Genomic DNA, 25,237 nt, shown 5'->3' with positions numbered 1-25,237 from the left:
ATTACTCGTCCGTTTACGACGGATAGAAACGGACGATCTTAGAAATTCCTGCCCTACGATAAGATAAATCGCAGACGTAAAACAGGAAACAATGCTTTATTTTACTTCTTTCCAGTAAGAAGCATTCAAACGCCATGCAAGTGTTGCCAGCAATGCCATAAAAATCAGCACAACAACACCAAGACGTTTGCGCGTATTTTGCGCCGGTTCCCCCATCCATTGCAAGTAGGCGACCAGATCGCCGACCTGATTGTCATAGGCTGCCTGATCCAGTGAACCATCGGTCACTTTTTCAAAGCCGACAAATTTGTGTACCGTTTTAGATGCGTCATGCGGATCTTTTTCTTCCACAAATTTAGCATCACGGACACCTTGCATTTCCCACAACACATGAGGCATACCGACATTAGGGAACACCATGTTGTTCCAGCCAGTAGGACGGGAGTCATCTTTGTAGTAAGTACGCAGATAGGTGTACAGCCAGTCAGCACCAGAACCAGCTTCCGAAGCACGGGCACGGGCGATTACTGACAAATCCGGTGGCACCGCACCAAACCAGGTTTTTGCATCCTTGGCTGACATCGTGTTTTTCATCAAATCGCCCACTTTCTCGCCTGTAAACAGCAAGTTTTGTTTGATCTGATCATCTGTCAAACCGATATCTCTAAGGCGGTTATAACGCATAGCCGAAGCAGAGTGGCAGTTCAGGCAATAATTCACGAACAGCTTCGCGCCATTCTGTAACGCCGCCATATCTGTGGAACGGTCAGGAGCACGATCCAGAGGGAAGGTTGCACCACTAGCCATCGCCAGTACTGGAACAAATGCCAGGGCAGCGATTATCTTTTTAAGTAATTTCATGCTAATTCTTCCTCGCTTAGTTCGCTCAGTGTGCTGAAAATGTAACGCGCTTCGGCACTGGCTTAAATGTTCCCATAGCACTCCACCAAGGCATCAGCAGGAAGAAGCTGAAATAGATCACAGCACAGACCTGAGACACACGCTCGCCGGTTGGAGATGGTGGCTGCACCCCGAGATAACCGAGAACAACAAACGCAATACCAAACACGATGTAGACATATTTATGCCAGTGAGGACGGTAGCGTATCGATTTCACTGGGGACACATCCAGCCATGGCAGGAAACCCAGAATCACAACGGAGCCACCAAACAACACCACGCCCCAGAATTTCGCATCCAGGCCAAATGGCAGCATGCCGATAATCGCCAGCAAAGCAACGCCGGCAATCGTCATTTTGACGATCTGCGGCAACTTCGTTGTCAGCCAGATCAATGCCACATAAGCAGCCACACCCGCCTGAACGACATACAGGAACTCTGATGTTGTTGCACGCAGAATCGAGTAAAACGGTGTGAAATACCAGGTTGGCGCAATATGCAACGGCGTTTTCAAAGAGTCAGCCGGAATGAAGTTGTTATATTCGAGGAAATAACCACCCATTTCAGGAGCAAAGAATACCACTGCGCTGAAGATCGTCAGGAACACTGTCACTCCGAAAATATCGTGGAAAGTGTAATACGGATGCGATGGCACACCATCAACAGGATGACCATCAGGTCCCAGGTTTTCTTTAATCTCAATACCGTCAGGATTGTTGGAACCTACTTCATGCAAAGCAATCAGATGCGCTGCCACCAGACCCAGCAACACCAGAGGAATCGCGATGACGTGGAAAGAGAAGAAACGATTTAATGTCGCATCTGAAACCACATAGTCGCCACGAATCCAGAGAGACAGGTCAGGGCCGATCAAAGGAATCGCACCGAACAAGTTAACAATAACCTGCGCTCCCCAGTAGGACATTTGTCCCCATGGCAGCAGGTAGCCAAAGAAAGCTTCCGCCATCAGACACAGGAAAATGGCAAAACCGAACAGCCAGATCAGTTCACGTGGCTTGCGATAAGATCCGTACAGGAAAGCACGGGTCATGTGCAGGTACACGATAATGAAGAAAGCCGAGGCACCGGTCGAGTGCATGTAACGCACCAGCCAGCCCCATGGCACATCACGCATGATGTATTCGACGGATGCAAATGCCAGATTCGCATCTGGTTTGTAGTGCATGACCAGGAAAATACCGGTGACAATCTGGATCACCAGCACGAGCATCGCCAGCGAACCGAAGATGTACCAGAAATTGAAGTTTTTCGGAGCGTAGTATTTGCCCCACTGATCATTCCAAAGCTTCGATAAAGGGAAGCGGGAATCGACCCAGTTCAGAGCTTTATCCACGACAGGAGCGTCCGCCGGGAGTTTTTTCTCAACAAATGCCATGATTAAGCCTCGCCTTTCTCATCTTTACCGATGACAATTTTGGTATCTGACAAAAACATGTGACGTGGCACATCCAGATTTTGAGGTGCTGGTTTATTTTTATATACACGACCAGCCAGATCGAAAGTGGAACCATGACATGGGCACAGAAAACCACCCTGCCAGTCATCAGGCAGCGAAGGTTGTGCACCCGCCTGGAATTTAGAACTTGGAGAACAACCGAGATGCGAGCAGATACCAACAGTCACCAACAGTTCAGGATGTTCTTTACGTGAGCGGGTTTGCTTGTCGCAGTACTCAGGCATATCCATAGTGTAAGGTTTTTTGGAAGTAGGATCCGCGACCTTGTCTTCCGTTTTTGCCAGGCTCGCCAGCATTTCCGGAGTACGTTTCAGAATCCAGACTGGCTTACCGCGCCACTCGACTGTCGTCATTTCTCCCGGTTTCAAAGCTGAAATATCAACTTCCACCGGAGCACCAGCTGCTTTGGCTCGCTCAGATGGCTGGAAAGTGCTCACCAGCGCTCCTGCTGTTGCCAAACCTGCCACACCACCCGCCGCGCAAGTGGCGACGAGCAAACCGCGACGGCCAGAATCGACCTGCTTTTCGTTACTCATACCAACCCCAATCTGTCAAAAATCAAAACCCGATGAAGCCCAATCCAACTTCTAGCAACATTAAATTATAAAGTAGCCGGATATGCTTTTAAAGCAAAAGATACCCGAAACGCCCATTTCAGGCCTTTTTTTCAACAACTTACACACTTTTTGATTTACTTCAGATCTTTTCCTGTATTTTCTGACTAAAGCAGAAAATGTATGAAAAGATAATTGACAAAGTATCCTGATTATTTGGACAGCTTTCGACCTTACAATACAATTTAACGATCTTGGCAGCGTTTGCCAATATATTCGTCGATATATTTATGGAGAAGAACAATGAGCATGATGCAGGAATTCAAAGCTTTCGCCAGCAAAGGAAATGTAATTGATCTGGCAGTAGGTGTGATTATCGGTGGTGCTTTCGGCAAAATCGTCGATTCACTCGTAGGCGATGTCGTTATGCCTATCGTCGGACGCATCTTCGGTGGCCTCGATTTTTCCAACTATTATCTGCCCCTGAATGGCCAGGGAACCGCCATGACCCTGATAGAGGCAAAAAAAGCCGGTGGCGTTCTTGCCTACGGCAGTTTCATTACAGTTGCCGTCAATTTCCTGATTCTGGCTTTCATCATCTTTCAAATGGTACGTCTGTTTAACAAAATGAAAAAAGCAGAACCTGCACCCGCTCCAGCGCCGGTTGTGACACCGGAAGACGTATTGCTGCTGCGAGAAATCCGCGACTCACTGAAAAAATAATCTCAAAACTGCGAGAGGATTGCCGCTCAACGCCGGCAATCCCGGCGACACAGGGTTGCTTCAGACCGGGTTATCAATGTCCACGAACACGTGTTCGATTCCGAATTTTTCCGCGAGCAAGCCGCCCAAGGCCTGAATCCCGTACCGCTCAGTCGCGTGATGACCACATGCCAGGTAGGCAACGCCTGACTCCCGCGCCAGATGCACAGTCGGTTCTGATATCTCGCCACTCAGGTAAACACTGACCCCTGCTGCAATCGCAGCATCAAACATCCCTTGCGCGGCACCGGTGCACCACCCAATTTTTCCCAGAACCGCCTCCGGCTCGCCGATCAGCAGAGGCTGCCGTCCGAGGCGAGCCTCGATATACCGGGCAAATTGCCCCACCGTTTTAACCCCTGAGACATCAGACCAACCAGTCCAGCCAAGCTCATCATCGCCAAACCTCCCCTCTGCGCGCAGACCAAGTTCCTGCGCCAGACGCGCGTTATTCCCGATCAGCGGATGCATGTCCAGTGGCAAGTGATAGGCAAACAAAGTTATATCATTTTGTAACAAGAGCTTTAAACGTTTTTGCTTTTGCCCCACCACACGCATATCCTCACCACGCCAGAAATAGCCGTGATGTACCAGCACTGCATCAGCCTGAAGACGCACAGCCTCATTCAACAGCGCCAGGCTGGCGGTCACTCCGGTCACTATGCGCTTAATTTCATTTCGTCCTTCCACCTGCACGCCATTTGGGCAATAATCACGAACGCGAGCGAGCTGCAATTCTGTGTCTAGAAATTGGGCAAGTTCATCCCTATTTATTGAATTTACTTTCATCATCTACCTTATGCGACGTCTTTGGTTATTGTTTGCCCAGACCGTAACAGTTGGTCTGGCGATTTGGTTTATTGTAACCACCTTAAAACCAGGCTGGGTGAATCAGGCTCTCAGCTCGGGTACAGGCGGGCCGCTGGCACAGACTATCAATTTGAAAGAAGCGCCGGCAAACAGCGTCAACGTACAAAGTTCGTATCGTGGGGCGGCACAGAAGGCGATGCCTTCAGTCGTTAACATCTATACTTCGAAAGAAATTCAGCGTTCACGCAATCCACTGTTAGATGATCCGTTTCTGCGCCGCTTTTTTGGCGAGCAATCGAACCAGAGAACAGAAAGGCAATCGAGTCTGGGCTCCGGCGTCATCGTCAGTGCCGAAGGTTATATCCTGACCAATAACCACGTGGTCGAGTCTGCGGACGAAATTGATGTTGCTCTTGCCGACGGTCGCACGGCTGCAGCGAAAGTTGTAGGTACCGATCCGGAAACCGATCTTGCCGTCATCAAAATTAATCTGCCGAATATTCCTGCCATCACACTCGGACAACCCGACGACACTAAGGTAGGCGACGTTGTGCTGGCCATTGGCAATCCTTTCGGTGTCGGACAAACGGTAACGATGGGTATCATTTCTGCACTGGGACGCAATAATCTGACCGACAACGCATTCCAGAATTTCATACAAACCGACGCAGCAATTAATCCGGGCAATTCCGGCGGAGCCCTCGTCGATATTAATGGCAATCTGCTCGGGATTAATACAGCGATCTATTCCCAGACCGGCGGTTCAGTGGGTATTGGCTTTGCCACCCCGGTCTCGACTGTTAAAGCGGTCATGGAACAAATTATCAGTCAGGGGCAAGTAGTACGTGGCTGGATTGGTGTTGAACCCCAGGACATCACGCCAGAGCTTGCTGAAAGCTTTGGACTGAAACAGAAATCGGGAGCAATTATTGCCGGCGTAATCCGTGGAGGGCCAGCAGACAAAGCCGGGATGAAGCCGGGTGACATTCTGGTCTCCATCGCAGGTAAGCCAGTCAGAGACACGACTGAAATGCTGAATCTGGTCGCCCAACTCAAACCGGGTAATACGGCAAAAATCGTGGTGGTCAGGAACAAGCAGGAACCGACCCTCGAAATCACGGTTGGAAAACGTCCACCAACCAGACGCGAAGAATAGGCTGAAATATGCACCTGATTGATCTGCAGTCTTTTTTATCTGAGTTATCTGAAAACAATAATCGCGCGTGGTTCGTCATGAACAAACCGCGTTACGATATTTTGCGCGCTGAGTTCTTACAGATGGTGACAGAACTCATACAAGGCATACAAAAATTCGATCCCGCAATCGCGGGGTGTGAACCGAAGAAAGCCTTATTCCGGATTAACCGCGATGTCCGTTTTGCCAAAGACAAATCGCCATACAAAACGACGTTCTCCTCATCTATTCTGCCGAGCGGGCGCAAGAAGCCCAGCGAAGGCGGCGGGCCGGCTTATTATTTTCAAATGGATGCCGCAGGCAGGCTGTTTTTTGCCGTCGGTGAATATATGCCACCACCGGACCGGTTGCGGGCAATCCGTCAGCATATCGTCGATGATGCTACAGGGTTTGAAAAAGTGCTGAAAGATAAAAAGCTCAAACAGGCTTTCGGGGAATTACAGGAAGAGGGAAAACTGAGTCGCCCACCGAAAGGGTTTGATGCGGAACTGAAACACATCGAGTACATCAAACTCAAAAACTTTATGGTCTGGACAGAATGTCCGCTGAAAGGCATGGACAGCGACGAGGTTAAGCACACCTTATTACAAGGCTTCCAAAGTGCATTGCCATTGGTTCAATGGCTGCGCGCCGCATAATTCTAGGGGACACGTTCTGTCCCGTAGCATCTACTCGGCCGTATCGGGTGACTGCGTTACGCGAACAAACAGTGGCGCAATGAGCAAACCAAGCTCATACAAAAACCACATAGGCAACGCCAGCGAAAACTGACTGACAATATCCGGTGGCGTCACAATAGCGGCAATCACAAACGCCCCAACCACGACATAAGGTCGTATCGCTTTGAGCTTATCGACCGTCACCAACCCCATACGCACCAAAACAACAACGACGACCGGCACCTCGAAGGTCACGCCAAAGGCAAGGCACATCGACATAATAAAATCTAAATAATTTTCTATATCTGGCGCGATGCTGATCGACGCAGGTGAAAACTCATTAATGAATTTAAATACCCGGCGAAACACCACGAAATAACAAAACGCGACGCCGCCCAGAAACAGCAGCGAGGAGGAAACCACCAGAGGTGCAATCAGCCGCTTTTCATGGGTATATAAGCCCGGCGCGATAAACGCCCAGACCTGGTACAGTATCCACGGTAACGCCAGCATGAATGCCAGCAGTAGCGTCACCTTCATCGGCACCAGAAATGGCGATATCACGCCGGTGGCGATCATTTTCGATCCGGCGGGCAACGACGCCAGCATAGGGCTGGCGAGAAAATCATAAATAGCCGCCGGCCCCGGCCACAGCATCAACACAATACATGCAGCAGCGAGACCATAAACCGCCTTCACCAGACGATCACGTAACTCAACCAGATGAGAAATAAAGGTTTCCTCAGCGCCGTGTTCAATCTTATCGCTCATGCGAATACCACCCAAAATAAAGAGCGCAGGGACATAAAAGAGGAATTAAAAAAAACTGACAGGTGGACGAGCTTTTGCCCTGTGTCTTGCCATACGGGCAGAACCGGACACAATATGACTGCGCTGGCCATGACGGCTTTTGTACCAGCCAGGAACTGCCGATGTTTTCGCCAGACGCTTGCGACGAAAATCTTTTGCTTTCTCGTTGACCTGTGCTTGCGTAACGGTGAATGGCGTCTGCAAATCAGCTTGCGCATCGCGCTCAACCGAACGCAGCTCGTTCTCTGCTTCCTGCAGTGAGGCGCTGACAGATTGCTCTATATTCTGCGCAGCTTCCTGCACGTCTTTCTGCATTTTGCGCAGCTCTTCGAGTTCAATTTCTTTGCTGACTTCGGCTTTCACATCACTGATGTAACGCTGGGCGCGGCCAAGCAAAGTGCCCGCCATGCGAGCAACTTTCGGCAATTTTTCTGGACCGATGACGATCAGGGCAACGACACCAATCAGCGCCAGTTTGCTGATACCCAGATCAATCATGGCCGCATCCCGCAAAAGTCAGCGAAACATGCTTCACTGTTTCGATTTTTCTTTAGCGTCAACATCAATCGTACTTTTATCGGCCACTTGTTGCGGTGTGGCGGATGATTTTTCTTCTTCCCCCTTAACACCGTCTTTGAATCCTTTGACGGCCTTACCAAGATCAGCGCCAACATTACCAAGTTTCTTGGTGCCGAATACTAAAATAACCACGACTAATACGATTAGCCAGTGCCAGATACTGAATGAACCCATTTTTAACTCCCAGAAGAGCAATGCTCTCTAAAAAATTTAGCGTTGTCCGCGCCAGGGTTGCGGACCACCGATCAGATGCGTATGCAGATGATACACTTCCTGCCCGCCATCCGGCCCTGTGTTAATCAGGGTCTTATAACCACCAGATAAACTGCCATCTGCAGCCACCGTTGGCGCACAACCGTGCTCTATCGCCAGCTGAGGCACCAGCGCCAGCATTTTACCCATCAACTCAGTATCCTCTGGCTGTGCGGCAGACAAGGTATCTATGTGCTTTTTCGGAATAATCAATAAATGCACAGGTGCCGCCGGATGAATATCCTTAAACGCCAGCAGATTTTCATCTTCATAAACAATACTGGATGGAATTTGTCTGGCGACAATTTTACAGAAGATACAATTATCCACGTTTATCCGATCAAATTAAACTAGGGAAATAACTATCAGAACAAAAGCCGCGCGCCTTACTCCTTGCGTGCAGCCTTTTCTTCGATACCGGAGATGCCCTCGCGCCTTGCCAGCTCATCTAATACCTGCTGAGGGCGCAAATCATACTGAGCCAACATGACAAGCGAATGAAACCATAAGTCAGCACATTCGTATAACACTTTGCTGGTATCACCGGATACTCGTGCATCTTTGGCGGCCATCACAGTTTCAGTTGCTTCTTCGCCGATTTTCTTCAGAATCGCATCGTCGCCTTTGGAAAACAAACGTGCTACATACGATTTATCCGGGTCGCCGCCATTGGCCAGCTTACGACTTTCAATAATCTCTGCCAGACGTTCCAGCACTTGTACTTGTGTACTCATTTATAAATACTCTCAGGGTCTTTCAATACCGGATCCACTGCCTGCCAGTCACCTTCATTCAGGCTGCCTTCAAATTTCTGGAAGAAGCAGGAATGACGTCCGGTGTGACAGGCAATGCCATCTGCCTGTTCGACTTTAATCAGCACTACATCCTGATCGCAATCGAGGCGGATTTCTTTTACTTTCTGCACATGGCCAGATTCCTCACCCTTGTGCCATAACTTCTTGCGGGAGCGACTCCAGTAAACTGCTTCGCCGATCTCGACTGTTTTGCTTAACGCATCACGGTTCATCCAGGCGAACATCAATACATCATTACTCCCCACCTCCTGGGCAATTACCGGTACCAGTCCCTGATCATCCCATTTCACTTTATTTAACCACGTCGCGGCACTCATACCAACCTCATAGGAATATGTTGCGCTGCCATGAATTGCTTCGCTTCTCCGACCGTGTGATGACCGTAATGGAAAATACTGGCCGCCAGCACTGCATCTGCACCACCGACTTTGATACCGTCAGCAAGATCCTGCAAACCACCGACACCACCGGACGCAATCACCGGTATGGACACCGCGTCAGATACAGCACGGGTCAGGCCGAGATCAAAACCGGAACGGGTGCCATCTTTATCCATGCTGGTCAGCAGAATTTCACCGGCACCAAGACGCGCCATATTTTGCGCCCACTCCACTGCATCCAGACCGGTAGGATTGCGCCCCCCGTGGGTAAATACTTCCCACTTTCCGGGTGCAACATTTTTCGCATCAATCGCGACCACGATACATTGCGAGCCGTATTTATGGGCTGCATCTGCCACCAGTTGCGGATTAGTGACTGCCGATGTATTGATGCCAACCTTGTCGGCTCCCGCATTCAGCAAACGACGCACATCGGCAACCGTGCGCACGCCACCGCCAACGGTCAGGGGAATAAACACCTGTGATGCCACGGCTTCAATAATCGGCAATATCAGATCCCGCCCATCAGATGATGCGGTGATATCGAGGAAAGTAATTTCATCGGCACCCTGCGCATCGTAACGACGGGCAATCTCCACCGGATCACCGGCATCGCGCAGCTCTTGAAAATTAATTCCTTTGACGACGCGACCGGCAGTCACATCCAGACAAGGAATAATACGTTTAGCTAATGTCATTCAGCGTCTTCTTCATCCAAAAGCAATTCACCACTGAGTTCGTCAGCGCGCTCCTGTGCAGAGGCAAGATCCAGTGTTCCTTCGTAAATCGAGCGTCCGCAAATAACGCCTTCAATGCCTTCGTCCTGCACTGCGCACAGGGCTTCCACGTCGGCAAGATTGTGCACACCACCAGAAGCAATGACCGGAATACTGACCGCCTGCGCCAGTCTGACTGTCGCTTCGATATTGACGCCGCCCATCATGCCATCACGACCGATGTCGGTATAGATGATGGATTCCACGCCGTAATCTTCAAATTTTTTCGCCAGATCGATTACTTCGTGACCAGATAATTTACTCCAGCCATCGGTGGCCACCTTACCGTCTTTAGCATCGATGCCGACGATAATCTGACCAGGAAATGCGCTGCAGGCATCGGCCAGAAAGCCGGGGTTGCGCACCGCGGCCGTGCCGATGATGATGTAGGACAGGCCGCCGTCAAGATAGCGCTCTATCGTATCGAGATCACGGATACCGCCGCCGAGCTGAACCGGGATTTCCTCAGTGCCGGTTTCTTCGGCATATTCACGTACTGCTTTCAGAATCGCTTTCACCGCGCCTTCATTTTTTGGCTTACCGGCAAAAGCACCATTCAGATCAACCAGATGCAGACGACGTGCTCCTTGTTTCAGCCAGTGACGGGCAGTTTCAGCCGGGTCTTCGGAGAACACGGTGGCTTGTTCCATATCACCTTGTTTCAGGCGTACACAGTGACCATCTTTCAGGTCGATAGCAGGGATGAGCAACATGATGTTAAAGAAATTAAGGTGTCGGTATCAGACAAAAAAAGGGACAAAAAAAGAAACGAAAGTACAACAGAAAATCAGACTATCCGGCAAAGCACAAAGCAACAACATTTCGCCCGATCAGAGACTCAAGGATTCCAGTGAACGAAGTTCTTATACAACTGCAAGCCGGCATGCGCACTTTTTTCAGGGTGAAATTGCGTCGCAAAAATATTGTCGCGGGCAACCGCACAGGCGAAAAGCTGACCATAATCCGTCATACCCACAATATGCTCCGCATTGTCAGGCTGAGCATAATAGCTGTGCACAAAATAAAAATATTCCTGATCGGATATATCTTGCCACAAAGCGTGAGGACGGGATTGCTGCACACGGTTCCAGCCCATCTGCGGCACTTTAAAACGCGAACCATCGGCTTGCAGCTGACCATCCAGATTGAAACGGACAACCTTGCCCGGCAATAATCCGAGGCCAGACGTGTTGCCCTCTTCACTCAGGTCAAACAACATTTGTTCACCGACGCACACGCCGAACAAGGGCTTACTGCGGCTGGCAGCCAGCACGGCTTCCTGAACGCCGGAATCACGCAGACTGCTCATGCAGTCAGGCATCGCACCTTGCCCGGGCAACACAATGCGGTCAGCACTCTGAATATCTGCAACCTCACCTGAAATCAGTACATTCGCTTCAGGTGCAACGGCACGCAGGGCTTGCGCTACTGAGCGCAGATTTCCCATGCCGTAATCAACAACAACAATTTTATTCATAATGATTGCCCGGCTGACGCCGGGACCGGGATACAACTCATAAGATTAAAGACAACCCTTGGTCGATGGAATCATACCGGCGGCACGCGGATCCAGCTCGATAGCCATACGCAGCGCACGGCCAAACGCCTTGAACACGGTTTCGCATTGATGATGCGAATTATCGCCACGCAAATTATCGATATGCAGCGTAACCAGTGCGTGATTCACGAAGCCCTGAAAAAATTCACGCGTCAGATCAACATCGAACTGACCTATCATCGCGCGGGTGAAAGGAATATGGTATTCCAGTCCGGGGCGGCCGGAAAAATCCACGACCACGCGTGACAATGCTTCGTCCAGTGGGACATAAGCGTGACCATAGCGGCGGATACCTTTTTTGTCGCCGACCGCCTGCGCAAATGCCTGCCCCAGCGTAATACCGACATCTTCGACGGTATGGTGCGCATCGATGTGCAGATCGCCAACCGCTTCTATCTCCAGATCGATCAATCCGTGACGGGCAATCTGATCGAGCATGTGATCCAGAAACGGCACGCCGGTATTGAGCTTTTGCTGACCGGTGCCATCCAGATTGATCGCGACGCGGATTTGCGTTTCGTTGGTATTGCGGGATACCGTCGCAATGCGCGGCTGGTATTCATTTTGCGTTGGCATATTCATTTTGATGTCAGAGATGCTGCAAGCGCAGCCATAAAAAGTGCATTTTCTTCCGGAGTACTGACGGTGACACGCAGACAGTTCTCAAGCAGAGAGTGCATTTTACCTACATTTTTAACTAAAATTTTGTGATCCAACAATTTAGCAAAGACTTGTTCAGCATTCGCCACACGGATCAGCAGGAAATTTGCAGCGGAGGGGAAAACCTGCACGCCGGGCAAGGCACTTAATGCGATTGCCAATTGGCTACGCTGCTCGCGTAATTCGGCCGCCTGCGCATCCAGCACTTCGACCCGCTGCAACACAAATTCTGCCGCCGCCTGCGTCAGTACATTGATATTGTATGGCGGGCGCACTTTTTCAAATTCATGCATCAGCGCGTTATTGCCTGCCATATAGCCAAGACGTATGCCCGCCAGACCTAATTTTGATACCGTGCGCATGACCACCAGATTGTCGAATTCCGCCAGATGCGGCATGAAACTCGACGGCGCAAAAGGCTGATACGCTTCATCCACCACCACCACGCCAGTGTCACCAACGGCGTTCGCAATGGCAACGATATCGTCGGCATCATACAAAGTGCCGGTAGGATTATTCGGATACGCAAGATAAGTGATCGCCGGGCGATGCGTGCGGATGGCCGCCAGCATCGCTGCCGTATCGAGCGTCAGATCTGCCTGCAGCGGCACACCGATGAATTCCAGACCGGCAAATTTCGCAGACATCGCATACATCACAAATCCGGGTACCGGCGCCAGCACTTTCGCGCCCGGTTTGGCACATGCCATTGAGATCATGGCAATTAATTCATCGGAACCATTGCCGAGCACGATCTCGCGATCAGCGGGCACGCCGAGCTTGTCAGCGATCAACTGCTTCAGGCTGGAATACGATGGCACCGGATAGCGATTCAGCGCCACCTGTGCCAGGTGCTGCGCCAGCGCCTGCTGCATTTCCGCTGGCAACAGATAAGGATTTTCCATCGCATCGAGTTTCAGCAAACCTGCCGCATCGGGCACGTGGTAAGCCGCTAAATTACTGATTTCCGGGCGGATAATATCCGTGATACTCACTATATACTCCAGGCAGTATGTTCGATTAACACCAAAACATCCGCTATTTAATTAGGTTGTACGAGACCTTGTTCATATACTCCCCCAAAACTGCACGCCGGAGAGTTATACGGGATGCGCCTGAGCGAGGCGTTTTTGTATCATCTCGCAATAATCAGGATTCAGTTCAAAACCAACGAAATCGCGCCCGCAACGTTGTGCGGCGACAGCAGTGGTGCCGCTGCCCATGAATGGATCAAGGACAACGCCGCCGGGTGGGCAGGAGGCCTTGATCATGCGTTCGATAATTTCTAAGGGCTTTTGTGTCGGGTGCTCTTCACGCTCGGCATGTTCACGATGCAGGCGCGAAACGCTCCACACATCTTTGGGATTAAAACCGAGCTCCAGCCATTTAGCGCCTTCAAAAATCTTGCGGCTGCGGGCTTTTTTGGTCGCCGCATCATACGGAATGCGGATCGCATCCAGATCAAAATAATAATCCCGCGCTTTGACAAAAAAACCGATGGTGTCGTGCACAGAAGAATATTTACGTACCGTTCCGCCCATCGATGGCACACGGCGGTCCCAAATGATTTCATTGACCATGCTCATGCGCTGCTTCAGCATCACGAACACTTCCGGCGAATAACGCCAGGTCAGAAAAATATACAGACTGCCATTCGCCTTGAGCTTGGGTAAGGCCAGATCGATCCATTCCGTCATCCAGTCAAGATAGGCGGCGGCTTCCATTTTGTCGGAATCGTTGCCGTAATCTTTACCCAGACCATACGGCGGGTCGGCCAGTAACAGATCAACGCTGGCATCGGGCAGACGCGCCAGCCCTTGCAGCGCGTCCTCACAAAATATCTGATTGCGCCAATCGGCTGCCATGCTAGGAATTCATGTTGAAAGTCACTTCAGGCGGAATTCGGCACTACGCGCATGGGCTTGCAAACCTTCGCCATAAGCGAGCTCGGCGGCCACTTTACCCAGCGTCTGCGCACCTTGCTCACTGACATGAATCATGGAAGAACGCTTCTGGAAATCATACACACCCAGCGGCGATGAAAACCGTGCCGTGCGGGAAGTCGGCAACACATGATTCGGACCTGCGCAGTAGTCGCCTAAGGCTTCCGACGAATAACGACCGAGGAACATCGCACCGGCGTGGCGGATTTTATCTGCCCATTGCTGCGGTTGTTCAGCCGAGATTTCCAGGTGTTCGGCAGCGATGCTGTTCGCAATCGCACAGGCTTCGTCCATGTCACGTACTTTAATCAGCGCACCGCGGTTCGCCAGCGAAGTGCGGATGACTTCCTGACGCGGCATCTCCGGCAGCAAGCGGGCGATACTCGCCTGCACAGCTTCGATATACGCGGCATCGGGGCACAATAAAATCGACTGCGCAAGCTCGTCATGTTCTGCCTGAGAAAATAAATCCATCGCAACCCAGTCCGGATTCGTCGTGCCATCGCACAAGACCAGAATTTCAGATGGACCAGCAATCATGTCGATACCGACTGTGCCGAACACACGGCGTTTTGCCGCCGCGACATAAGCATTACCCGGCCCGACAATTTTATCGACTTGCGGAATCGTCGCAGTGCCATACGCCAGCGCACCGACTGCCTGCGCGCCGCCGATGGTGAATACTCTGTCGACACCGGCAATCGCCGCAGCCGCCAGCACCAGCGGATTTTTCACGCCATCAGGGGTTGGCACCACCATAATGATTTCCTGCACACCGGCGACCTTGGCCGGAATCGCATTCATCAATACCGATGAAGGATAAGCCGCCTTACCGCCCGGCACGTAAATGCCGACGCGATCGAGTGGCGTGACCTTCTGACCGAGCACAGTTCCATCGGCTTCGGTATAGCTGAAGCCTTCAGAGCCGCATTCTTTCTTTTGTATCTCGTGATACGCACGCACCCGTTGCGCCGCCGTTTCCAGCGCATGGCGACGTTCGGCACTGAGTGAATTCAGCGCATCCTGCATCTCTTGTTGCGACAACTCCAGCGCCGCAACACTGTCCGCACCGAGACGATCAAAACGATTGGTCGCGTCCAGGACGGCACTGTCGCCATGCGTTTTCACGCTGGCTAAAATTTGTGCGGCAGCACGATCTATCGCTTCGTCTTCACTCGCTTCAAAAGCCAGCAAGGCAGAAAGCTTTGCGGAAAAATCAGCCTCGGTGGAGTCCAGCCGGGTAATCAGGGATGCGGGGGATGCCATGCTCATTCTCTTTAATTATGCTTTTAAACTGGTGGCGCGCTCGAAAGCTTCAAGTATCGGTTGCAAACGTTCACGCTTCAATTTCAATGCTGCCTGATTCACCACCAGACGCGAAGAAATATCCATGATGTGTTCGACTTCAACCAGGTTATTCGCGCGCAGAGTGCTGCCGGTGCTGACCAGATCGACAATCGCATCCGACAAACCAACCAGCGGCGCGAGTTCCATAGAACCATACAGCTTGATCAGATCGACGTGCACACCTTTGCTGGCAAAATGCTCGCGTGCAGTTTCAGTGTACTTGGTTGCCACGCGCAGACGAGCGCCCTGATGTACAGCGCTCTGATAATCAAATCCGGCCGAGACAGCCACCGACATGCGGCATTTCGCGATGTTCAGATCGATAGGCTGATACAAACCTTCGCCACCATGTTCGTGCAACACGTCTTTACCGGCAACGCCGAAATCAGCGGCACCATACTGCACATACGTCGGCACATCGGAAGCGCGGACAATGATCACGCGCACACCCGGATCATTCGTTGCCAGAATCAGCTTACGGGATTTTTCCGGATCTTCGGTCACGCGAATGCCGGCCGCTTCCAGCAGCGGCAGAGTTTCTTCAAAAATCCGCCCTTTGGATAAAGCCAGAGTGAGTTGTGCAGTCATTACTTGAGCCTTTGTATTTGTGCGCCGACCGCTGACAATTTCACTTCCATGCGGTCGTAACCACGATCGAGGTGATAAATCCGGTCTATCAGTGTTTCGCCTTCCGCCGCCATGCCGGCAATCACCAGTGAGGCCGAAGCGCGTAAATCGGTTGCCATGACCGGTGCACCGATCAGTTTATCGACGCCATTGATGATCGCTGTATGTCCATCGATTTCAATTTTTGCGCCCAGACGATTCATTTCCTGCACATGCATGAAACGATTTTCAAATATCGTTTCTGTGACACGGCTGCTGCCGGATGCGACACAATCAAGCGCCATAAATTGCGCCTGCATATCGGTAGGGAAACCCGGATATTCGGTAGTACGGAAGCTGACCGCTTTAGGACGGCTGCTCATCTGTGCACGTATCCAGTCCGGGCCGGTCGTCAGAACGACGCCAGCTTCACGCAACTTATCGAGTGCCACATCCAGAATATCGCTGCGGGTATTTTTCAAGGTGATATCGCCACCGGTTGCCGCCACTGCACACAGGAAAGTCGCCGTCTCAATACGATCTGCGATCACGGTATGTTCCGCGCCATGCAGGCTGGCACAGCCCTGTATCACCAGTCTATCAGTGCCTATGCCTTCGATCTTTGCTCCCATTGCCACCAGAAGATTCGCCAGATCGGTCACTTCCGGTTCACGCGCGGCGTTTTCCAGCACGGTCTCGCCTTCCGCCAGCGTCGCGGCCATCAACAGATTTTCAGTACCGGTGACGGTAATCATATCGGTCACGATACGCGCACCTTTGAGGCGCTTGGCTTTGGCATGGATATAGCCCGCCTCGATCGTGATCTCGGCACCCATCGTACGCAAGCCTTTGATATGCTGATCCACCGGGCGCGAACCAATCGCACAACCGCCCGGCAACGAGACTTTCGCTTCACCAAAACGTGCCAGCAAAGGTCCAAGCACCAGAATCGAGGCCCGCATCGTTTTCACCATGTCATAAGGTGCTTCAAACTTATCGATACCCTGCCCATTGAGCGTGGTGACGCCATTTTCCTGCGTGACGCGCAAACCCATCTGACGCAGCAACTTCAGCATGGTATTGACATCCTGCAGCGATGGAACATTGCTCAGCACGACATCATCAGCACTCAGCAAACCTGCGCACAAAATAGGTAACGCGGCATTTTTTGCACCGGAGATGACGATGTCTCCGTTCAGGCGATGGCCGCCGGTAATCAGTAATTTATCCATTATGCCTGGTACTCTTCAGGTGTCAGTGTTTTCATCGACAAAGCGTGAATTTCTTCGCGCATACGGTCGCCCAGAACCGCATAGACGATCTGGTGACGCTGTATCGGACGTTTGCCGGCAAAGGCAGAAGAAACGATGACGGCGTTAAAGTGCTGGCCATCACCTTCAACTTCCAGATGGCTGCACTCAAGACCGGCAGCAATGTAGTTTTTAATTTGCTCAGGGGTAGGAAACACGGTGTATATCTCTTTCAAACTCAATTAGTAATGACGGCAGGAGAGTAGCGATACATCAATCACGTAATTTATAACCACGCTTCAGCATCTGCACGGCAATCGTTGACAGCAACACAAAGAAAACAGAAACAATCGCTAAACTATACAACGGTGCCACGTCTGATTTACCAAAGAAACCAAACCGGAACCCGTCTATCATGTAAAAGAAGGGATTGAAGTGCGATACGGTTTGCCAGAACGGCGGCAGGGAATGTATCGAATAAAACACGCCGGATAAAAACGTCGCCGGCATGATTAAAAAATTCTGAAATGCGGCAAGCTGATCGAATTTCTCCGCCCAGATTCCGGCGATCAATCCCATCGTCCCCAGCATCGCTGCGCCCAGTAAAGCAAACAGAGCAATCCACAACGGTGCCTCAAAATGCAGATCGGTGAACCAGACAGTCACAATGAACACGCCGGCACCAACGGTGATACCGCGCAATATCGCCGCCAGCACGTAGCCACCGAATAATTCCCAGTGCGACAAAGGCGGCAATAAAACGAACACCAGATTACCGGTAATTTTCGACTGTATCAGCGACGAAGAGGAATTCGCAAAAGCATTCTGCAACACACTCATCATCACCAGTCCCGGTACGAGAAACGCGGTATAACGCACACCCGGATAGACCTGCACATGGGCATCGAGTACATGACCAAAAATCAGCAAATACAATAACGCGGTCATGATCGGTGCTGTGACCGTCTGCGTAGCGACCTTCCAGAAGCGCAGCACTTCTTTGTAGAACAAGGTATTAAAACCGGTCATATTACTCATTGCTTGCCCTCCATGATTTGCAGGAAGACATCTTCCAGGTCGGCTTGCAACAATTGCATATCCTCAATCACACATCCACCCGTACGGAGCTCACCTAAAATTCCTTCAACCTGACCGTAGTCTGTAACACGCAAAGCAAACTGACGCGGATCGGCCAGGGTTTCATGGCTGATAATTTTGTCGCGTAACGTTACGGGTAAAGTCGTATTACCGGATGCGGCCAGTGTTACCCGCAGTTGCGATCCTGAGATACGTTTAATCAGCGCGGCAGTGCTGTCGAGGGCAACAACCTTCCCCAGTTTCAGCATTGCAATACGATTACAGAGAGCCTGCGCTTCTTCGAGATAATGTGTGGTCAGCACAATGGTGTGACCTTCACGGTTCAGGCGGGAAATAAATTGCCACAAAGTCTGACGCAGTTCTACGTCAACGCCTGCGGTCGGCTCATCAAGCACAATCACTGGCGGCTTGTGAACAAGCGCCTGCGCGACCAGCACGCGGCGCTTCATCCCCCCCGACAAAGCGCGCATATTCGTATCGGCCTTATTGGTCAGATCGAGATTTTCCATGACCTCGTCTATCCATTTGTCGTTGTTTCTGAGGCCGAAATAACCGGACTGCATACGCAAGGTTTCGCGTACAGTAAAAAATGGATCAAAGACTAATTCTTGCGGTACGACACCCAGATTTCTGCGCGCATTCCGGTAATCACTGACAACGTCATGTCCTTGCACCGTGACATTCCCGGCATCGGCGCGGTTCAGACCAGCGATGATAGAAATCAATGTCGTTTTACCCGCACCATTGGGCCCGAGCAGGCCGAAAAATTCGCCTTCTTCTATCGAAAGCGATACGCCGCCCAGAGCTTGCAAAGACTGGTAGCGTTTTTGAATATTACTGATTTGTATGGCGGCCATCTGGCATGCTTGCACTTACGTGCTTAAGAAAAATCGGATACGGAAAAAATCTAAGGGTTCACCCGCTGGGCGAACCCTTGATTATAGGGGATTTTCAGCGCGCGGGCTGAAACTGCGTGCAGGAAACCGACGCATTCCCGGGGTGAGCGTCAATGTCGCCCGGAGGATGGGGTAATAAACTGGTCATTCAGACCATAAAGTCTGATCAGACTGATCAGACTGTCAGGCAACGCATGAAATTGCAGTGTCTGTTTCTTTACCAGCGCCTGCCGTTGCCATTCAATCATCACGGCAACAGCAGCCGAATCTATGCGTTCCAGACCGGACAAATCGAAGTCAGACTGCCCCTGGGCTATGGCCGCACTGCCTTCTGCCAGCGCTGTACGGGCATTTTTCTGAGAGAGTTCGCCTGCAAGTTTGTACACAATAAATCCTTTGCCAGACTTATTTAGAGGCAGCTTTGATCGGTGCGGACGCGAGTTTTTTGTTTTTATCAGACAAGGTCTTGATCAGACCGTCAATGCCGGACTTGCTGATTTCCGCAGAAAAACTGCCTTTATAGGTTTCGACCAGCCACGCACCCAGTACGTTGATGTCATAGATTTTCCAGCCTGCTGGCAATTTTTCAAGACGATAATTCAGCTGAATAGGCTCGCCACGTGACTGAATAATCTGCGAACGGACTTCGACCTCGGTATCTTCCGGAGCTGCACGCATAGGCTTGAACTCAACCCGCTGATCTTTAATCTGAGAGATCGCGCCGGAATATGTAAATACCAGCAAGGTACGGAATTCATTAATCAGTTGCTTTTGCTGGTCCGGCGTCGCATCGCGCCAGCTTTTACCGGCTGCCAGCGAAGTCATGCGCTGAAAATCGATATAAGGCAAAATTTTGCTGTCCACCAGATCATACACACGCTTTTGGTTACCGGCCTGAATTTCTTTATCAGCTTTAGCGAGGTCGATAATTTCAAGGCTGATACGTTTCACCAGCTGATCAGGCGCCTCCTGCGCAGCGGCAGCGGCAAAACCACTGCTAGCAAATGCCAGCGTGGCAAACATCGTCAATAAAAATCGGGTCATGATTGTTTTCATTTCTTTATCCTTCATATCCATCTGATGGCGACGTCTATGTCGCCAGTTAACTCATCGGTGTGTTGACGGGTTGACTGTTGTTATATTTTTTTACAAATCCCTGCCGGATTAATCCTCTTCAGGAGCGATCTGGCTGGCACGGCGCTGCAAATAGGCGTCGCGGATAAACACGTATTTATCCAGCGCGGCCTCTTCGATCAGCGAACCGGCATCGAGCACCGATGCGCGGGCATCAACCAGACGCACGGCAGTTCCGGTATTACGGACATAAACAGGGTCCTTATACGACCACAGATTACCCTTCATATCGACAGGCGTTGCCAACGCGTCGCGTACGGTCGATGATCCAAAAATCGGCAGAACCAGATATGGCCCGGAACGTACGCCCCAGCGGCCCAGGGTCTGACCAAAATCCTCTCTGTGCTTAGGCAATCCTGCCGGAGAAGCAATATCGATTAAACCAGCGAGACCAAAGGTTGAGTTAAACGCAAAACGCATCACATCTGAACTACCTTCAGCAACATTCCCCTGCAGGAGGTTATTCACTGCGTTCCAGACATCGCCGATATTACTGAAAAAGTTACCGATACCAGTCTGCACAAATGATGGAGTGACATCACGATAAACCTGAGCAACTGGCTTTAACACTGCCTGATCAAGCGTATCATTAAATGAAAACATCGCGCGGTTAAAGCCTTCCAGAGGATCGCGCGGGTTTTTACCGATATTGGTTTTTGTACTGATCACATCCAGCGTCTGATCTGCTTTATCTTTGATTTTGTCGACTGATACCGTGCTGCAACCGGTCAGCAACAGCGTCAGACCGAGTACCATCGCGGCGCAAAAGTGCGCATATAACTGCTTAGATGTATTTTTCATTTTTTTTCTTCCGCACTGCTGTCTGCAGCTTTACTGAAAAGAAACTGACTGATCAGATTTTCCAGAACAACTGCCGACTGCGTCATTTTTATCCTGTCACCAGAGACCAGATTGGCTGTATCGCCTCCAGCTTCCAATCCGACATATTGCTCACCCAATAATCCTGCTGTCAGTATCTTGGCAGACGTATCTTTCGGGAATTTATAACGAGTTTCCAGCTGCAGAATCACCGTTGCCTGAAAGGTTTTATCGTCAAACCTGATTTCAGAAACACGCCCGACGACGACACCTGCGCTTTTTACCGCAGCGCGTGGTTTTAATCCGCCGATATTGTCAAAACGCGTGACCACTTCGTATGTTTTCTCCAGAGACAGAGAACTCATATTGCCCGCTTTTAAAGCCAGAAACAGTAAAGCGGCCGCACCCAGTAAAACAAACAGTCCAACCCAGAAATCCAGAGATTTTTTTTGCATCATCGATCCTTACTTATTCCACACTCCCGCGAAAACGGGGGAGTATCTGCATTTATTCTTAATTTACCGTTTATTTAAAAAGACCTTAGCCTTACAGATTTTCATACCCTAGGGAGTATGCTTAAAGCTACGCTTACTGAAACATCCAGGCTGTCATCAGAAAATCCAGCCACAACACCAGCAAGGAAGAGATCACGACAGTACGGGTCGTTGCTCTGGACACGCCTTCCGGTGTTGGCTGAGCTTCATACCCCTGAAACAAGGCCACAAACGTGACAGCAAAACCAAAAACGATGCTTTTCAACACGCCATTGCCAATATCCTGGCCGATTTCCACACCCGCCTGCATCTGCGACCAGAACGCACCGTTATCCACACCGATCAGTTGAACACCAACGATATAACCACCGATCACACCCATGGCGTTGAAAATAGCCGTCAGAATCGGCAAGGAAATCAGGCCGGCAATAAAGCGGGGGGCTAATACGCGCTGCACAGGATTGACCGCCATCATTTCCATCGCCGCCAATTGCTCACCGGCCTTCATCAGACCAATTTCAGCAGTTAAGGAAGTACCGGCACGCCCGGCAAATAACAGTGCAGTAACCACCGGCCCGAGCTCGCGCACCAGAGAAATTGTCACCAGCAAGCCGAGGGTCTCACCTGAACCAAAGCGATTCAGGGTGTAATACCCCTGATAACCAAGTACAAACCCGACAAACAGACCGGAGACAGCAATAATCACCAGAGAGTAATTACCGATGAAATGGATCTGGTCAGTAATCAGGCGCGGCCGCCGCCACAAACCGGCAGCACTGAATAAGATAGCAGTAAAACTCCGTGTCGCATAACCCAGATCACTGGCAATACTGCGCGTCCACTTTCCGACAAAATCGACGATCATGCTCTTCCTTTCAATCCCAGGTCATCCAGCAAGGCTTTGCCCGGATAATGGAAAGGTACAGGACCATCAGCTTGCGCGTTAACGAACTGTCTGACATAAGGATCTTCCGATGCCATCATCTGTTCAGGCGTACCTTCCGCGACAATTTTTCCTTGCGACAGGAAGTAAATGTAATCTGCTATCGCAAACGATTCATGAACGTCATGTGAAACCAGTATCGACGTAGACCCCAAAGCATCATTCAAGTTCCGGATCAGATTCGCTGCCACACCCATAGAAATCGGATCCAGACCAGCAAACGGTTCGTCGTACATCATCAATTGCGGGTCCAGAGCAACGGCGCGGGCAAGTGCAACCCGGCGCGCCATACCACCGGAAATCTGGGCCGGCATCAGGTATGCAGCATTTCTCAAGCCGACAGCCTCGAGTTTAAGCATCACCAGATCGCGTATCATCGCTTCACTCAGATCTGTGTGCTCACGCATAGGAAACGCGACATTATCAAAGACACTCAGATCAGTGAACAACGCACCATGCTGAAATAACATGCCCATTTTGCGACGTATCGCATATAAATCACGAGTGGCAAGGTCCTGCACATGCTGACCATCAATACTGACGCTGCCATGCTGCGGGCGAATTTGTCCTCCTATCAGCCTGAGGATAGTAGTTTTACCCGAACCTGAACCACCCATGACGGCAATCACTTTACCGCGCGGGAAGTTCATATGAAGCCCGGACAAAATTGTCCGCTCTCCATATCCGAAATGGATATCGCGAATTTCAACGAGATTTGACACGACGAGGGATAGAGTTTTGCAAAGGCTAGATTGTAATGCAGAACTGGAAATGAAGTTGTATCGACGAGTATGATTAAAAAATCAATAAACTGATCATTATTTGATGATATGAAAGATTTCAGAATTAAATTCCGAAACTCAATTCTGAGGCAACTATTAATTCAAAATGACAAATAATTTGAACTAAAAATTAATGAACTCAAAGTCATTAATTTTAAAAATTTGACCGGATTCTTCAAAAAAACTGACTGATTTCCCTGTTCTTCAGAGAAATCAGTCGATTTTATCAGCGCGGAAGTACGGACTCACCCATCAGGAATGCATCAACCTCGCGTGCACATTGACGTCCTTCACGGATCGCCCACACGACCAGTGACTGTCCACGACGCATATCGCCCGCAGCATACACTTTCGGTACATTGGTTTTGTAGCAGGCTTCACCTTCTGTCGTCGCCTTGGCGTTGCCGCGTGCATCTTTATCAACGCCAAATGCATCCAGCACCTGCTGCACTGGTGAAACGAAGCCCATTGCCAGCAACACCAGATCGGCTTTCATTTCAAACTCGGAATCAGCCACTTCCTGCATTTTGCCGTCTTTCCATTCGACGCGGCAGGCGATCAGTTTTTCAACTTTACCGCCCTTACCTTCAAGACGCTTGGTTGCCACCGCCCAATCACGTTCGCAACCTTCTTCATGCGAAGAAGAGGTGCGCAACTTGGTTGGCCAGTAAGGCCACACCAAGGGTTTGTTTTCCTGCTCAGGTGGTTGTGGCATTAATTCAAATTGCGTCACAGATTTAGCACCATGACGATTCGAGGTCCCGACACAATCCGAACCAGTATCGCCACCACCGATGACCACCACATGCTTACCTGTCGCCAGAATCTGATCTTTGACTTTATCACCGGCATTGACTTTGTTTTGTAATGGCAAAAAATCCATTGCAAAATGCACACCTTTGAGTTCACGTCCCGGTACAGGCAGGTCACGCGGAGTTTCTGCTCCTCCAGCGATAATGATGGCGTCAAAATCTTTTTGCAGTTGTTCCGGCGAAATTGTTTCTTTTGACCAGTTGGTTACTGAAGCAGGAAAATCTTTGCCAACGAAAACGCCGGTACGGAAAGTAACACCCTCCGCCTTCATTTGTTCGACACGACGATCAATATGGGATTTTTCCATTTTGAAGTCAGGAATGCCATAGCGCAGCAATCCACCGACACGGTCATTTTTTTCAAACACGGTCACGTCGTGTCCGACACGCGCGAGTTGCTGAGCGGCCGCAAGCCCGGCAGGGCCTGAGCCGACAATCGCAATTTTTTTACCGGTTTTGACACTGGAAATCTGCGGAACTACCCAGTTATTCTCCCATCCCTTATCAATGATGAAATGCTCAATGGATTTAATGCCCACCGCGTCATTGTTGATACCCAGCGTACATGCTGCCTCGCACGGTGCAGGGCAGATGCGACCGGTGAATTCCGGGAAGTTATTGGTTGAATGCAGAGTTTCCAGCGCTTGCTGGTAATTTCCCCGATACACCAGATCATTCCAGTCAGGGATGATGTTATTCACGGGGCAGCCGTTATTACAAAACGGAATACCACAGTCCATGCAGCGTGCCGCCTGAGTCTGGGCTTGTGAATCACCGAGGTGAACTAAAAATTCTTTGTAATGTTTCTTACGTGATTGTGGCGCTTCGCTTGCTTCCTGCAAGCGCTGATATTCCATGAAGCCGGTGACTTTACCCATTTTTTAACCTCAATATCGTTACGGGCTGTTGCCCTATCTATCGTGAAT

The 25,237-nt window shown here is 50.5% G+C and carries 32 protein-coding genes; 3 read left to right on the top strand and 29 right to left on the bottom strand.

What is annotated here, in order from left to right:
• Positions 1–96: 96 nt before the first annotated feature.
• Genes ACOTSW_RS13715 through petA form a run of 3 tightly spaced genes read right to left on the bottom strand, consistent with a single transcriptional unit; the run spans position 97 to position 2,913 of the window.
• Positions 97–861, bottom strand: coding sequence for a cytochrome c1 (locus tag ACOTSW_RS13715; protein ID WP_423679622.1), 765 nt, complete (start codon positions 859–861; stop codon positions 97–99).
• 25 nt (positions 862–886) lie between these two features.
• Positions 887–2,299 carry a cytochrome b gene (locus ACOTSW_RS13710; protein WP_423682334.1) on the bottom strand — a complete coding sequence of 471 codons (1,413 nt, stop codon included), beginning with the start codon at positions 2,297–2,299 and terminating at the stop codon, positions 887–889.
• On the bottom strand, positions 2,299–2,913 hold the full coding sequence (gene petA, locus ACOTSW_RS13705) for a ubiquinol-cytochrome c reductase iron-sulfur subunit (protein ID WP_423679621.1): 615 nt from the start codon (positions 2,911–2,913) through the stop codon (positions 2,299–2,301). The genes ACOTSW_RS13710 and petA overlap by 1 nt, the downstream gene beginning before the upstream one ends.
• A 321-nt stretch (positions 2,914–3,234) precedes the next feature.
• Here petA and mscL point away from each other — a divergent pair, with 321 nt between their 5' ends.
• Positions 3,235–3,654 carry a large conductance mechanosensitive channel protein MscL gene (mscL, locus tag ACOTSW_RS13700; RefSeq protein ID WP_423679620.1) on the top strand — a complete coding sequence of 140 codons (420 nt, stop codon included), beginning with the start codon at positions 3,235–3,237 and terminating at the stop codon, positions 3,652–3,654.
• 60 nt (positions 3,655–3,714) lie between these two features.
• Here the strand turns inward: mscL and ACOTSW_RS13695 are convergent, their stop codons facing one another.
• Positions 3,715–4,467 carry a Nif3-like dinuclear metal center hexameric protein gene (locus ACOTSW_RS13695; RefSeq protein WP_423682333.1) on the bottom strand — a complete coding sequence of 251 codons (753 nt, stop codon included), beginning with the start codon at positions 4,465–4,467 and terminating at the stop codon, positions 3,715–3,717.
• A 25-nt stretch (positions 4,468–4,492) separates the two neighbouring features.
• Between ACOTSW_RS13695 and ACOTSW_RS13690 the strand changes: the two genes are divergently transcribed.
• Together ACOTSW_RS13690 and ACOTSW_RS13685 are read left to right on the top strand one after the other, a co-directional pair.
• Entirely contained in the window at positions 4,493–5,659 is a 1,167-nt protein-coding gene (locus ACOTSW_RS13690; RefSeq protein ID WP_423679619.1) for a Do family serine endopeptidase, read from the top strand.
• 8 nt (positions 5,660–5,667) lie between these two features.
• Positions 5,668–6,336: a DUF2461 domain-containing protein gene (locus ACOTSW_RS13685; RefSeq protein ID WP_423679618.1), complete on the top strand. Its 669-nt coding sequence runs from the start codon at positions 5,668–5,670 to the stop codon at positions 6,334–6,336.
• A gap of 30 nt (positions 6,337–6,366) precedes the next feature.
• On the opposite strand, the gene tatC is transcribed toward ACOTSW_RS13685, so the two are convergent.
• The 25 genes from tatC to ACOTSW_RS13560 all read right to left on the bottom strand — a co-directional run bounded on the left by tatC (position 6,367) and on the right by ACOTSW_RS13560 (position 25,189).
• A complete protein-coding gene (tatC, locus tag ACOTSW_RS13680; protein ID WP_423679617.1) occupies positions 6,367–7,128 on the bottom strand; it encodes a twin-arginine translocase subunit TatC in 762 nt (253 codons plus the stop codon).
• Between the two features lie 45 nt (positions 7,129–7,173).
• Entirely contained in the window at positions 7,174–7,665 is a 492-nt protein-coding gene (gene tatB / locus ACOTSW_RS13675; protein WP_423679616.1) for a Sec-independent protein translocase protein TatB, read from the bottom strand.
• A 33-nt stretch (positions 7,666–7,698) separates the two neighbouring features.
• Positions 7,699–7,920 carry a Sec-independent protein translocase subunit TatA gene (gene tatA, locus ACOTSW_RS13670; protein ID WP_423679615.1) on the bottom strand — a complete coding sequence of 74 codons (222 nt, stop codon included), beginning with the start codon at positions 7,918–7,920 and terminating at the stop codon, positions 7,699–7,701.
• 36 nt (positions 7,921–7,956) lie between these two features.
• Entirely contained in the window at positions 7,957–8,328 is a 372-nt protein-coding gene (locus ACOTSW_RS13665; protein WP_423679614.1) for a histidine triad nucleotide-binding protein, read from the bottom strand.
• A 56-nt stretch (positions 8,329–8,384) separates the two neighbouring features.
• Positions 8,385–8,732: a phosphoribosyl-ATP diphosphatase gene (locus ACOTSW_RS13660; RefSeq protein ID WP_423679613.1), complete on the bottom strand. Its 348-nt coding sequence runs from the start codon at positions 8,730–8,732 to the stop codon at positions 8,385–8,387.
• Positions 8,729–9,130, bottom strand: coding sequence for a phosphoribosyl-AMP cyclohydrolase (gene hisI, locus ACOTSW_RS13655; protein WP_423679612.1), 402 nt, complete (start codon positions 9,128–9,130; stop codon positions 8,729–8,731). Before hisI ends, ACOTSW_RS13660 begins: the two co-directional genes overlap by 4 nt.
• On the bottom strand, positions 9,127–9,891 hold the full coding sequence (gene hisF, locus ACOTSW_RS13650; protein WP_423679611.1) for an imidazole glycerol phosphate synthase subunit HisF: 765 nt from the start codon (positions 9,889–9,891) through the stop codon (positions 9,127–9,129). The genes hisI and hisF overlap by 4 nt, the downstream gene beginning before the upstream one ends.
• Positions 9,888–10,682 carry a 1-(5-phosphoribosyl)-5-[(5-phosphoribosylamino)methylideneamino]imidazole-4-carboxamide isomerase gene (gene hisA / locus ACOTSW_RS13645; protein WP_423679610.1) on the bottom strand — a complete coding sequence of 265 codons (795 nt, stop codon included), beginning with the start codon at positions 10,680–10,682 and terminating at the stop codon, positions 9,888–9,890. Before hisA ends, hisF begins: the two co-directional genes overlap by 4 nt.
• A gap of 125 nt (positions 10,683–10,807) precedes the next feature.
• Positions 10,808–11,446 (bottom strand): imidazole glycerol phosphate synthase subunit HisH, encoded by a 639-nt coding sequence (gene hisH, locus ACOTSW_RS13640; protein WP_423679609.1) that lies wholly within the window; start codon positions 11,444–11,446, stop codon positions 10,808–10,810.
• Positions 11,447–11,491: 45 nt separating this feature from the next.
• On the bottom strand, positions 11,492–12,103 hold the full coding sequence (hisB, locus tag ACOTSW_RS13635) for an imidazoleglycerol-phosphate dehydratase HisB (protein ID WP_423679608.1): 612 nt from the start codon (positions 12,101–12,103) through the stop codon (positions 11,492–11,494).
• A gap of 2 nt (positions 12,104–12,105) precedes the next feature.
• Positions 12,106–13,185 carry a histidinol-phosphate transaminase gene (gene hisC / locus ACOTSW_RS13630; protein WP_423682332.1) on the bottom strand — a complete coding sequence of 360 codons (1,080 nt, stop codon included), beginning with the start codon at positions 13,183–13,185 and terminating at the stop codon, positions 12,106–12,108.
• A gap of 102 nt (positions 13,186–13,287) precedes the next feature.
• A complete protein-coding gene (locus tag ACOTSW_RS13625; RefSeq protein ID WP_423679607.1) occupies positions 13,288–14,052 on the bottom strand; it encodes a DNA-methyltransferase in 765 nt (254 codons plus the stop codon).
• Positions 14,053–14,073: 21 nt separating this feature from the next.
• Positions 14,074–15,396 carry a histidinol dehydrogenase gene (gene hisD / locus ACOTSW_RS13620; protein ID WP_423679606.1) on the bottom strand — a complete coding sequence of 441 codons (1,323 nt, stop codon included), beginning with the start codon at positions 15,394–15,396 and terminating at the stop codon, positions 14,074–14,076.
• A 15-nt stretch (positions 15,397–15,411) separates the two neighbouring features.
• Entirely contained in the window at positions 15,412–16,065 is a 654-nt protein-coding gene (gene hisG / locus ACOTSW_RS13615; RefSeq protein WP_186884506.1) for an ATP phosphoribosyltransferase, read from the bottom strand.
• Positions 16,065–17,315 (bottom strand): UDP-N-acetylglucosamine 1-carboxyvinyltransferase, encoded by a 1,251-nt coding sequence (murA, locus tag ACOTSW_RS13610; protein ID WP_423679605.1) that lies wholly within the window; start codon positions 17,313–17,315, stop codon positions 16,065–16,067. The genes hisG and murA overlap by 1 nt, the downstream gene beginning before the upstream one ends.
• Positions 17,315–17,551 (bottom strand): BolA family protein, encoded by a 237-nt coding sequence (locus ACOTSW_RS13605; RefSeq protein WP_423679604.1) that lies wholly within the window; start codon positions 17,549–17,551, stop codon positions 17,315–17,317. The genes murA and ACOTSW_RS13605 overlap by 1 nt, the downstream gene beginning before the upstream one ends.
• 55 nt (positions 17,552–17,606) lie before the next feature.
• Entirely contained in the window at positions 17,607–18,362 is a 756-nt protein-coding gene (locus ACOTSW_RS13600) for an ABC transporter permease (RefSeq protein WP_423682330.1), read from the bottom strand.
• 5 nt (positions 18,363–18,367) lie between these two features.
• Positions 18,368–19,288 (bottom strand): ABC transporter ATP-binding protein, encoded by a 921-nt coding sequence (locus tag ACOTSW_RS13595; RefSeq protein ID WP_423679603.1) that lies wholly within the window; start codon positions 19,286–19,288, stop codon positions 18,368–18,370.
• A gap of 149 nt (positions 19,289–19,437) precedes the next feature.
• Positions 19,438–19,713, bottom strand: a complete 276-nt coding sequence (locus ACOTSW_RS13590) for an STAS domain-containing protein (RefSeq protein ID WP_423679602.1) — start codon at positions 19,711–19,713, stop codon at positions 19,438–19,440.
• Positions 19,714–19,732: 19 nt separating this feature from the next.
• Complete coding sequence (locus ACOTSW_RS13585; RefSeq protein WP_423679601.1) at positions 19,733–20,383, bottom strand: MlaC/ttg2D family ABC transporter substrate-binding protein; 651 nt, start codon at positions 20,381–20,383, stop codon at positions 19,733–19,735.
• Between the two features lie 108 nt (positions 20,384–20,491).
• A complete protein-coding gene (locus ACOTSW_RS13580) occupies positions 20,492–21,262 on the bottom strand; it encodes an MlaA family lipoprotein (RefSeq protein WP_423679600.1) in 771 nt (256 codons plus the stop codon).
• A complete protein-coding gene (gene mlaD / locus ACOTSW_RS13575) occupies positions 21,259–21,735 on the bottom strand; it encodes an outer membrane lipid asymmetry maintenance protein MlaD (RefSeq protein ID WP_423679599.1) in 477 nt (158 codons plus the stop codon). Before mlaD ends, ACOTSW_RS13580 begins: the two co-directional genes overlap by 4 nt.
• A 133-nt stretch (positions 21,736–21,868) precedes the next feature.
• The gene (mlaE, locus tag ACOTSW_RS13570) at positions 21,869–22,639 is read right to left on the bottom strand and encodes a lipid asymmetry maintenance ABC transporter permease subunit MlaE (RefSeq protein ID WP_423679598.1); all 771 of its coding nucleotides are present in this window, start codon (positions 22,637–22,639) and stop codon (positions 21,869–21,871) included.
• Positions 22,636–23,439 (bottom strand): ABC transporter ATP-binding protein, encoded by an 804-nt coding sequence (locus ACOTSW_RS13565; RefSeq protein ID WP_423679597.1) that lies wholly within the window; start codon positions 23,437–23,439, stop codon positions 22,636–22,638. Before ACOTSW_RS13565 ends, mlaE begins: the two co-directional genes overlap by 4 nt.
• A 286-nt stretch (positions 23,440–23,725) precedes the next feature.
• Entirely contained in the window at positions 23,726–25,189 is a 1,464-nt protein-coding gene (locus ACOTSW_RS13560; protein ID WP_423679596.1) for a glutamate synthase subunit beta, read from the bottom strand.
• Positions 25,190–25,237: the final 48 nt, after the last annotated feature.

Origin of the sequence: Undibacterium sp. WLHG33, from assembly GCF_049544815.1 — a bacterium.
Lineage (GTDB): Bacteria > Pseudomonadota > Gammaproteobacteria > Burkholderiales > Burkholderiaceae_D > Undibacterium.
This window is presented reverse-complemented; position numbering and strand designations above follow the sequence as displayed.

What these genes read in the sequence shown, in the direction of transcription:
- ACOTSW_RS13715 (WP_423679622.1), bottom strand. Translation starts at nt 861, where the DNA reads ATGAAATTACTTAAAAAGATAATCGCTGCCCTGGCATTTGTTCCAGTA.
- petA (WP_423679621.1), bottom strand. Translation starts at nt 2,913, where the DNA reads ATGAGTAACGAAAAGCAGGTCGATTCTGGCCGTCGCGGTTTGCTCGTC.
- mscL (WP_423679620.1), top strand. Translation starts at nt 3,235, where the DNA reads ATGAGCATGATGCAGGAATTCAAAGCTTTCGCCAGCAAAGGAAATGTA.
- ACOTSW_RS13690 (WP_423679619.1), top strand. Translation starts at nt 4,493, where the DNA reads ATGCGACGTCTTTGGTTATTGTTTGCCCAGACCGTAACAGTTGGTCTG.
- ACOTSW_RS13685 (WP_423679618.1), top strand. Translation starts at nt 5,668, where the DNA reads ATGCACCTGATTGATCTGCAGTCTTTTTTATCTGAGTTATCTGAAAAC.
- tatC (WP_423679617.1), bottom strand. Translation starts at nt 7,128, where the DNA reads ATGAGCGATAAGATTGAACACGGCGCTGAGGAAACCTTTATTTCTCAT.
- tatB (WP_423679616.1), bottom strand. Translation starts at nt 7,665, where the DNA reads ATGATTGATCTGGGTATCAGCAAACTGGCGCTGATTGGTGTCGTTGCC.
- tatA (WP_423679615.1), bottom strand. Translation starts at nt 7,920, where the DNA reads ATGGGTTCATTCAGTATCTGGCACTGGCTAATCGTATTAGTCGTGGTT.
- ACOTSW_RS13660 (WP_423679613.1), bottom strand. Translation starts at nt 8,732, where the DNA reads ATGAGTACACAAGTACAAGTGCTGGAACGTCTGGCAGAGATTATTGAA.
- hisI (WP_423679612.1), bottom strand. Translation starts at nt 9,130, where the DNA reads ATGAGTGCCGCGACGTGGTTAAATAAAGTGAAATGGGATGATCAGGGA.
- hisF (WP_423679611.1), bottom strand. Translation starts at nt 9,891, where the DNA reads ATGACATTAGCTAAACGTATTATTCCTTGTCTGGATGTGACTGCCGGT.
- hisA (WP_423679610.1), bottom strand. Translation starts at nt 10,682, where the DNA reads ATGTTGCTCATCCCTGCTATCGACCTGAAAGATGGTCACTGTGTACGC.
- hisH (WP_423679609.1), bottom strand. Translation starts at nt 11,446, where the DNA reads ATGAATAAAATTGTTGTTGTTGATTACGGCATGGGAAATCTGCGCTCA.
- hisB (WP_423679608.1), bottom strand. Translation starts at nt 12,103, where the DNA reads ATGCCAACGCAAAATGAATACCAGCCGCGCATTGCGACGGTATCCCGC.
- ACOTSW_RS13625 (WP_423679607.1), bottom strand. Translation starts at nt 14,052, where the DNA reads ATGGCAGCCGATTGGCGCAATCAGATATTTTGTGAGGACGCGCTGCAA.
- hisD (WP_423679606.1), bottom strand. Translation starts at nt 15,396, where the DNA reads ATGGCATCCCCCGCATCCCTGATTACCCGGCTGGACTCCACCGAGGCT.
- hisG (WP_186884506.1), bottom strand. Translation starts at nt 16,065, where the DNA reads ATGACTGCACAACTCACTCTGGCTTTATCCAAAGGGCGGATTTTTGAA.
- murA (WP_423679605.1), bottom strand. Translation starts at nt 17,315, where the DNA reads ATGGATAAATTACTGATTACCGGCGGCCATCGCCTGAACGGAGACATC.
- ACOTSW_RS13600 (WP_423682330.1), bottom strand. Translation starts at nt 18,362, where the DNA reads ATGACCGGTTTTAATACCTTGTTCTACAAAGAAGTGCTGCGCTTCTGG.
- ACOTSW_RS13595 (WP_423679603.1), bottom strand. Translation starts at nt 19,288, where the DNA reads ATGGCCGCCATACAAATCAGTAATATTCAAAAACGCTACCAGTCTTTG.
- ACOTSW_RS13585 (WP_423679601.1), bottom strand. Translation starts at nt 20,383, where the DNA reads ATGAAAACAATCATGACCCGATTTTTATTGACGATGTTTGCCACGCTG.
- ACOTSW_RS13580 (WP_423679600.1), bottom strand. Translation starts at nt 21,262, where the DNA reads ATGAAAAATACATCTAAGCAGTTATATGCGCACTTTTGCGCCGCGATG.
- mlaD (WP_423679599.1), bottom strand. Translation starts at nt 21,735, where the DNA reads ATGCAAAAAAAATCTCTGGATTTCTGGGTTGGACTGTTTGTTTTACTG.
- mlaE (WP_423679598.1), bottom strand. Translation starts at nt 22,639, where the DNA reads ATGATCGTCGATTTTGTCGGAAAGTGGACGCGCAGTATTGCCAGTGAT.
- ACOTSW_RS13560 (WP_423679596.1), bottom strand. Translation starts at nt 25,189, where the DNA reads ATGGGTAAAGTCACCGGCTTCATGGAATATCAGCGCTTGCAGGAAGCA.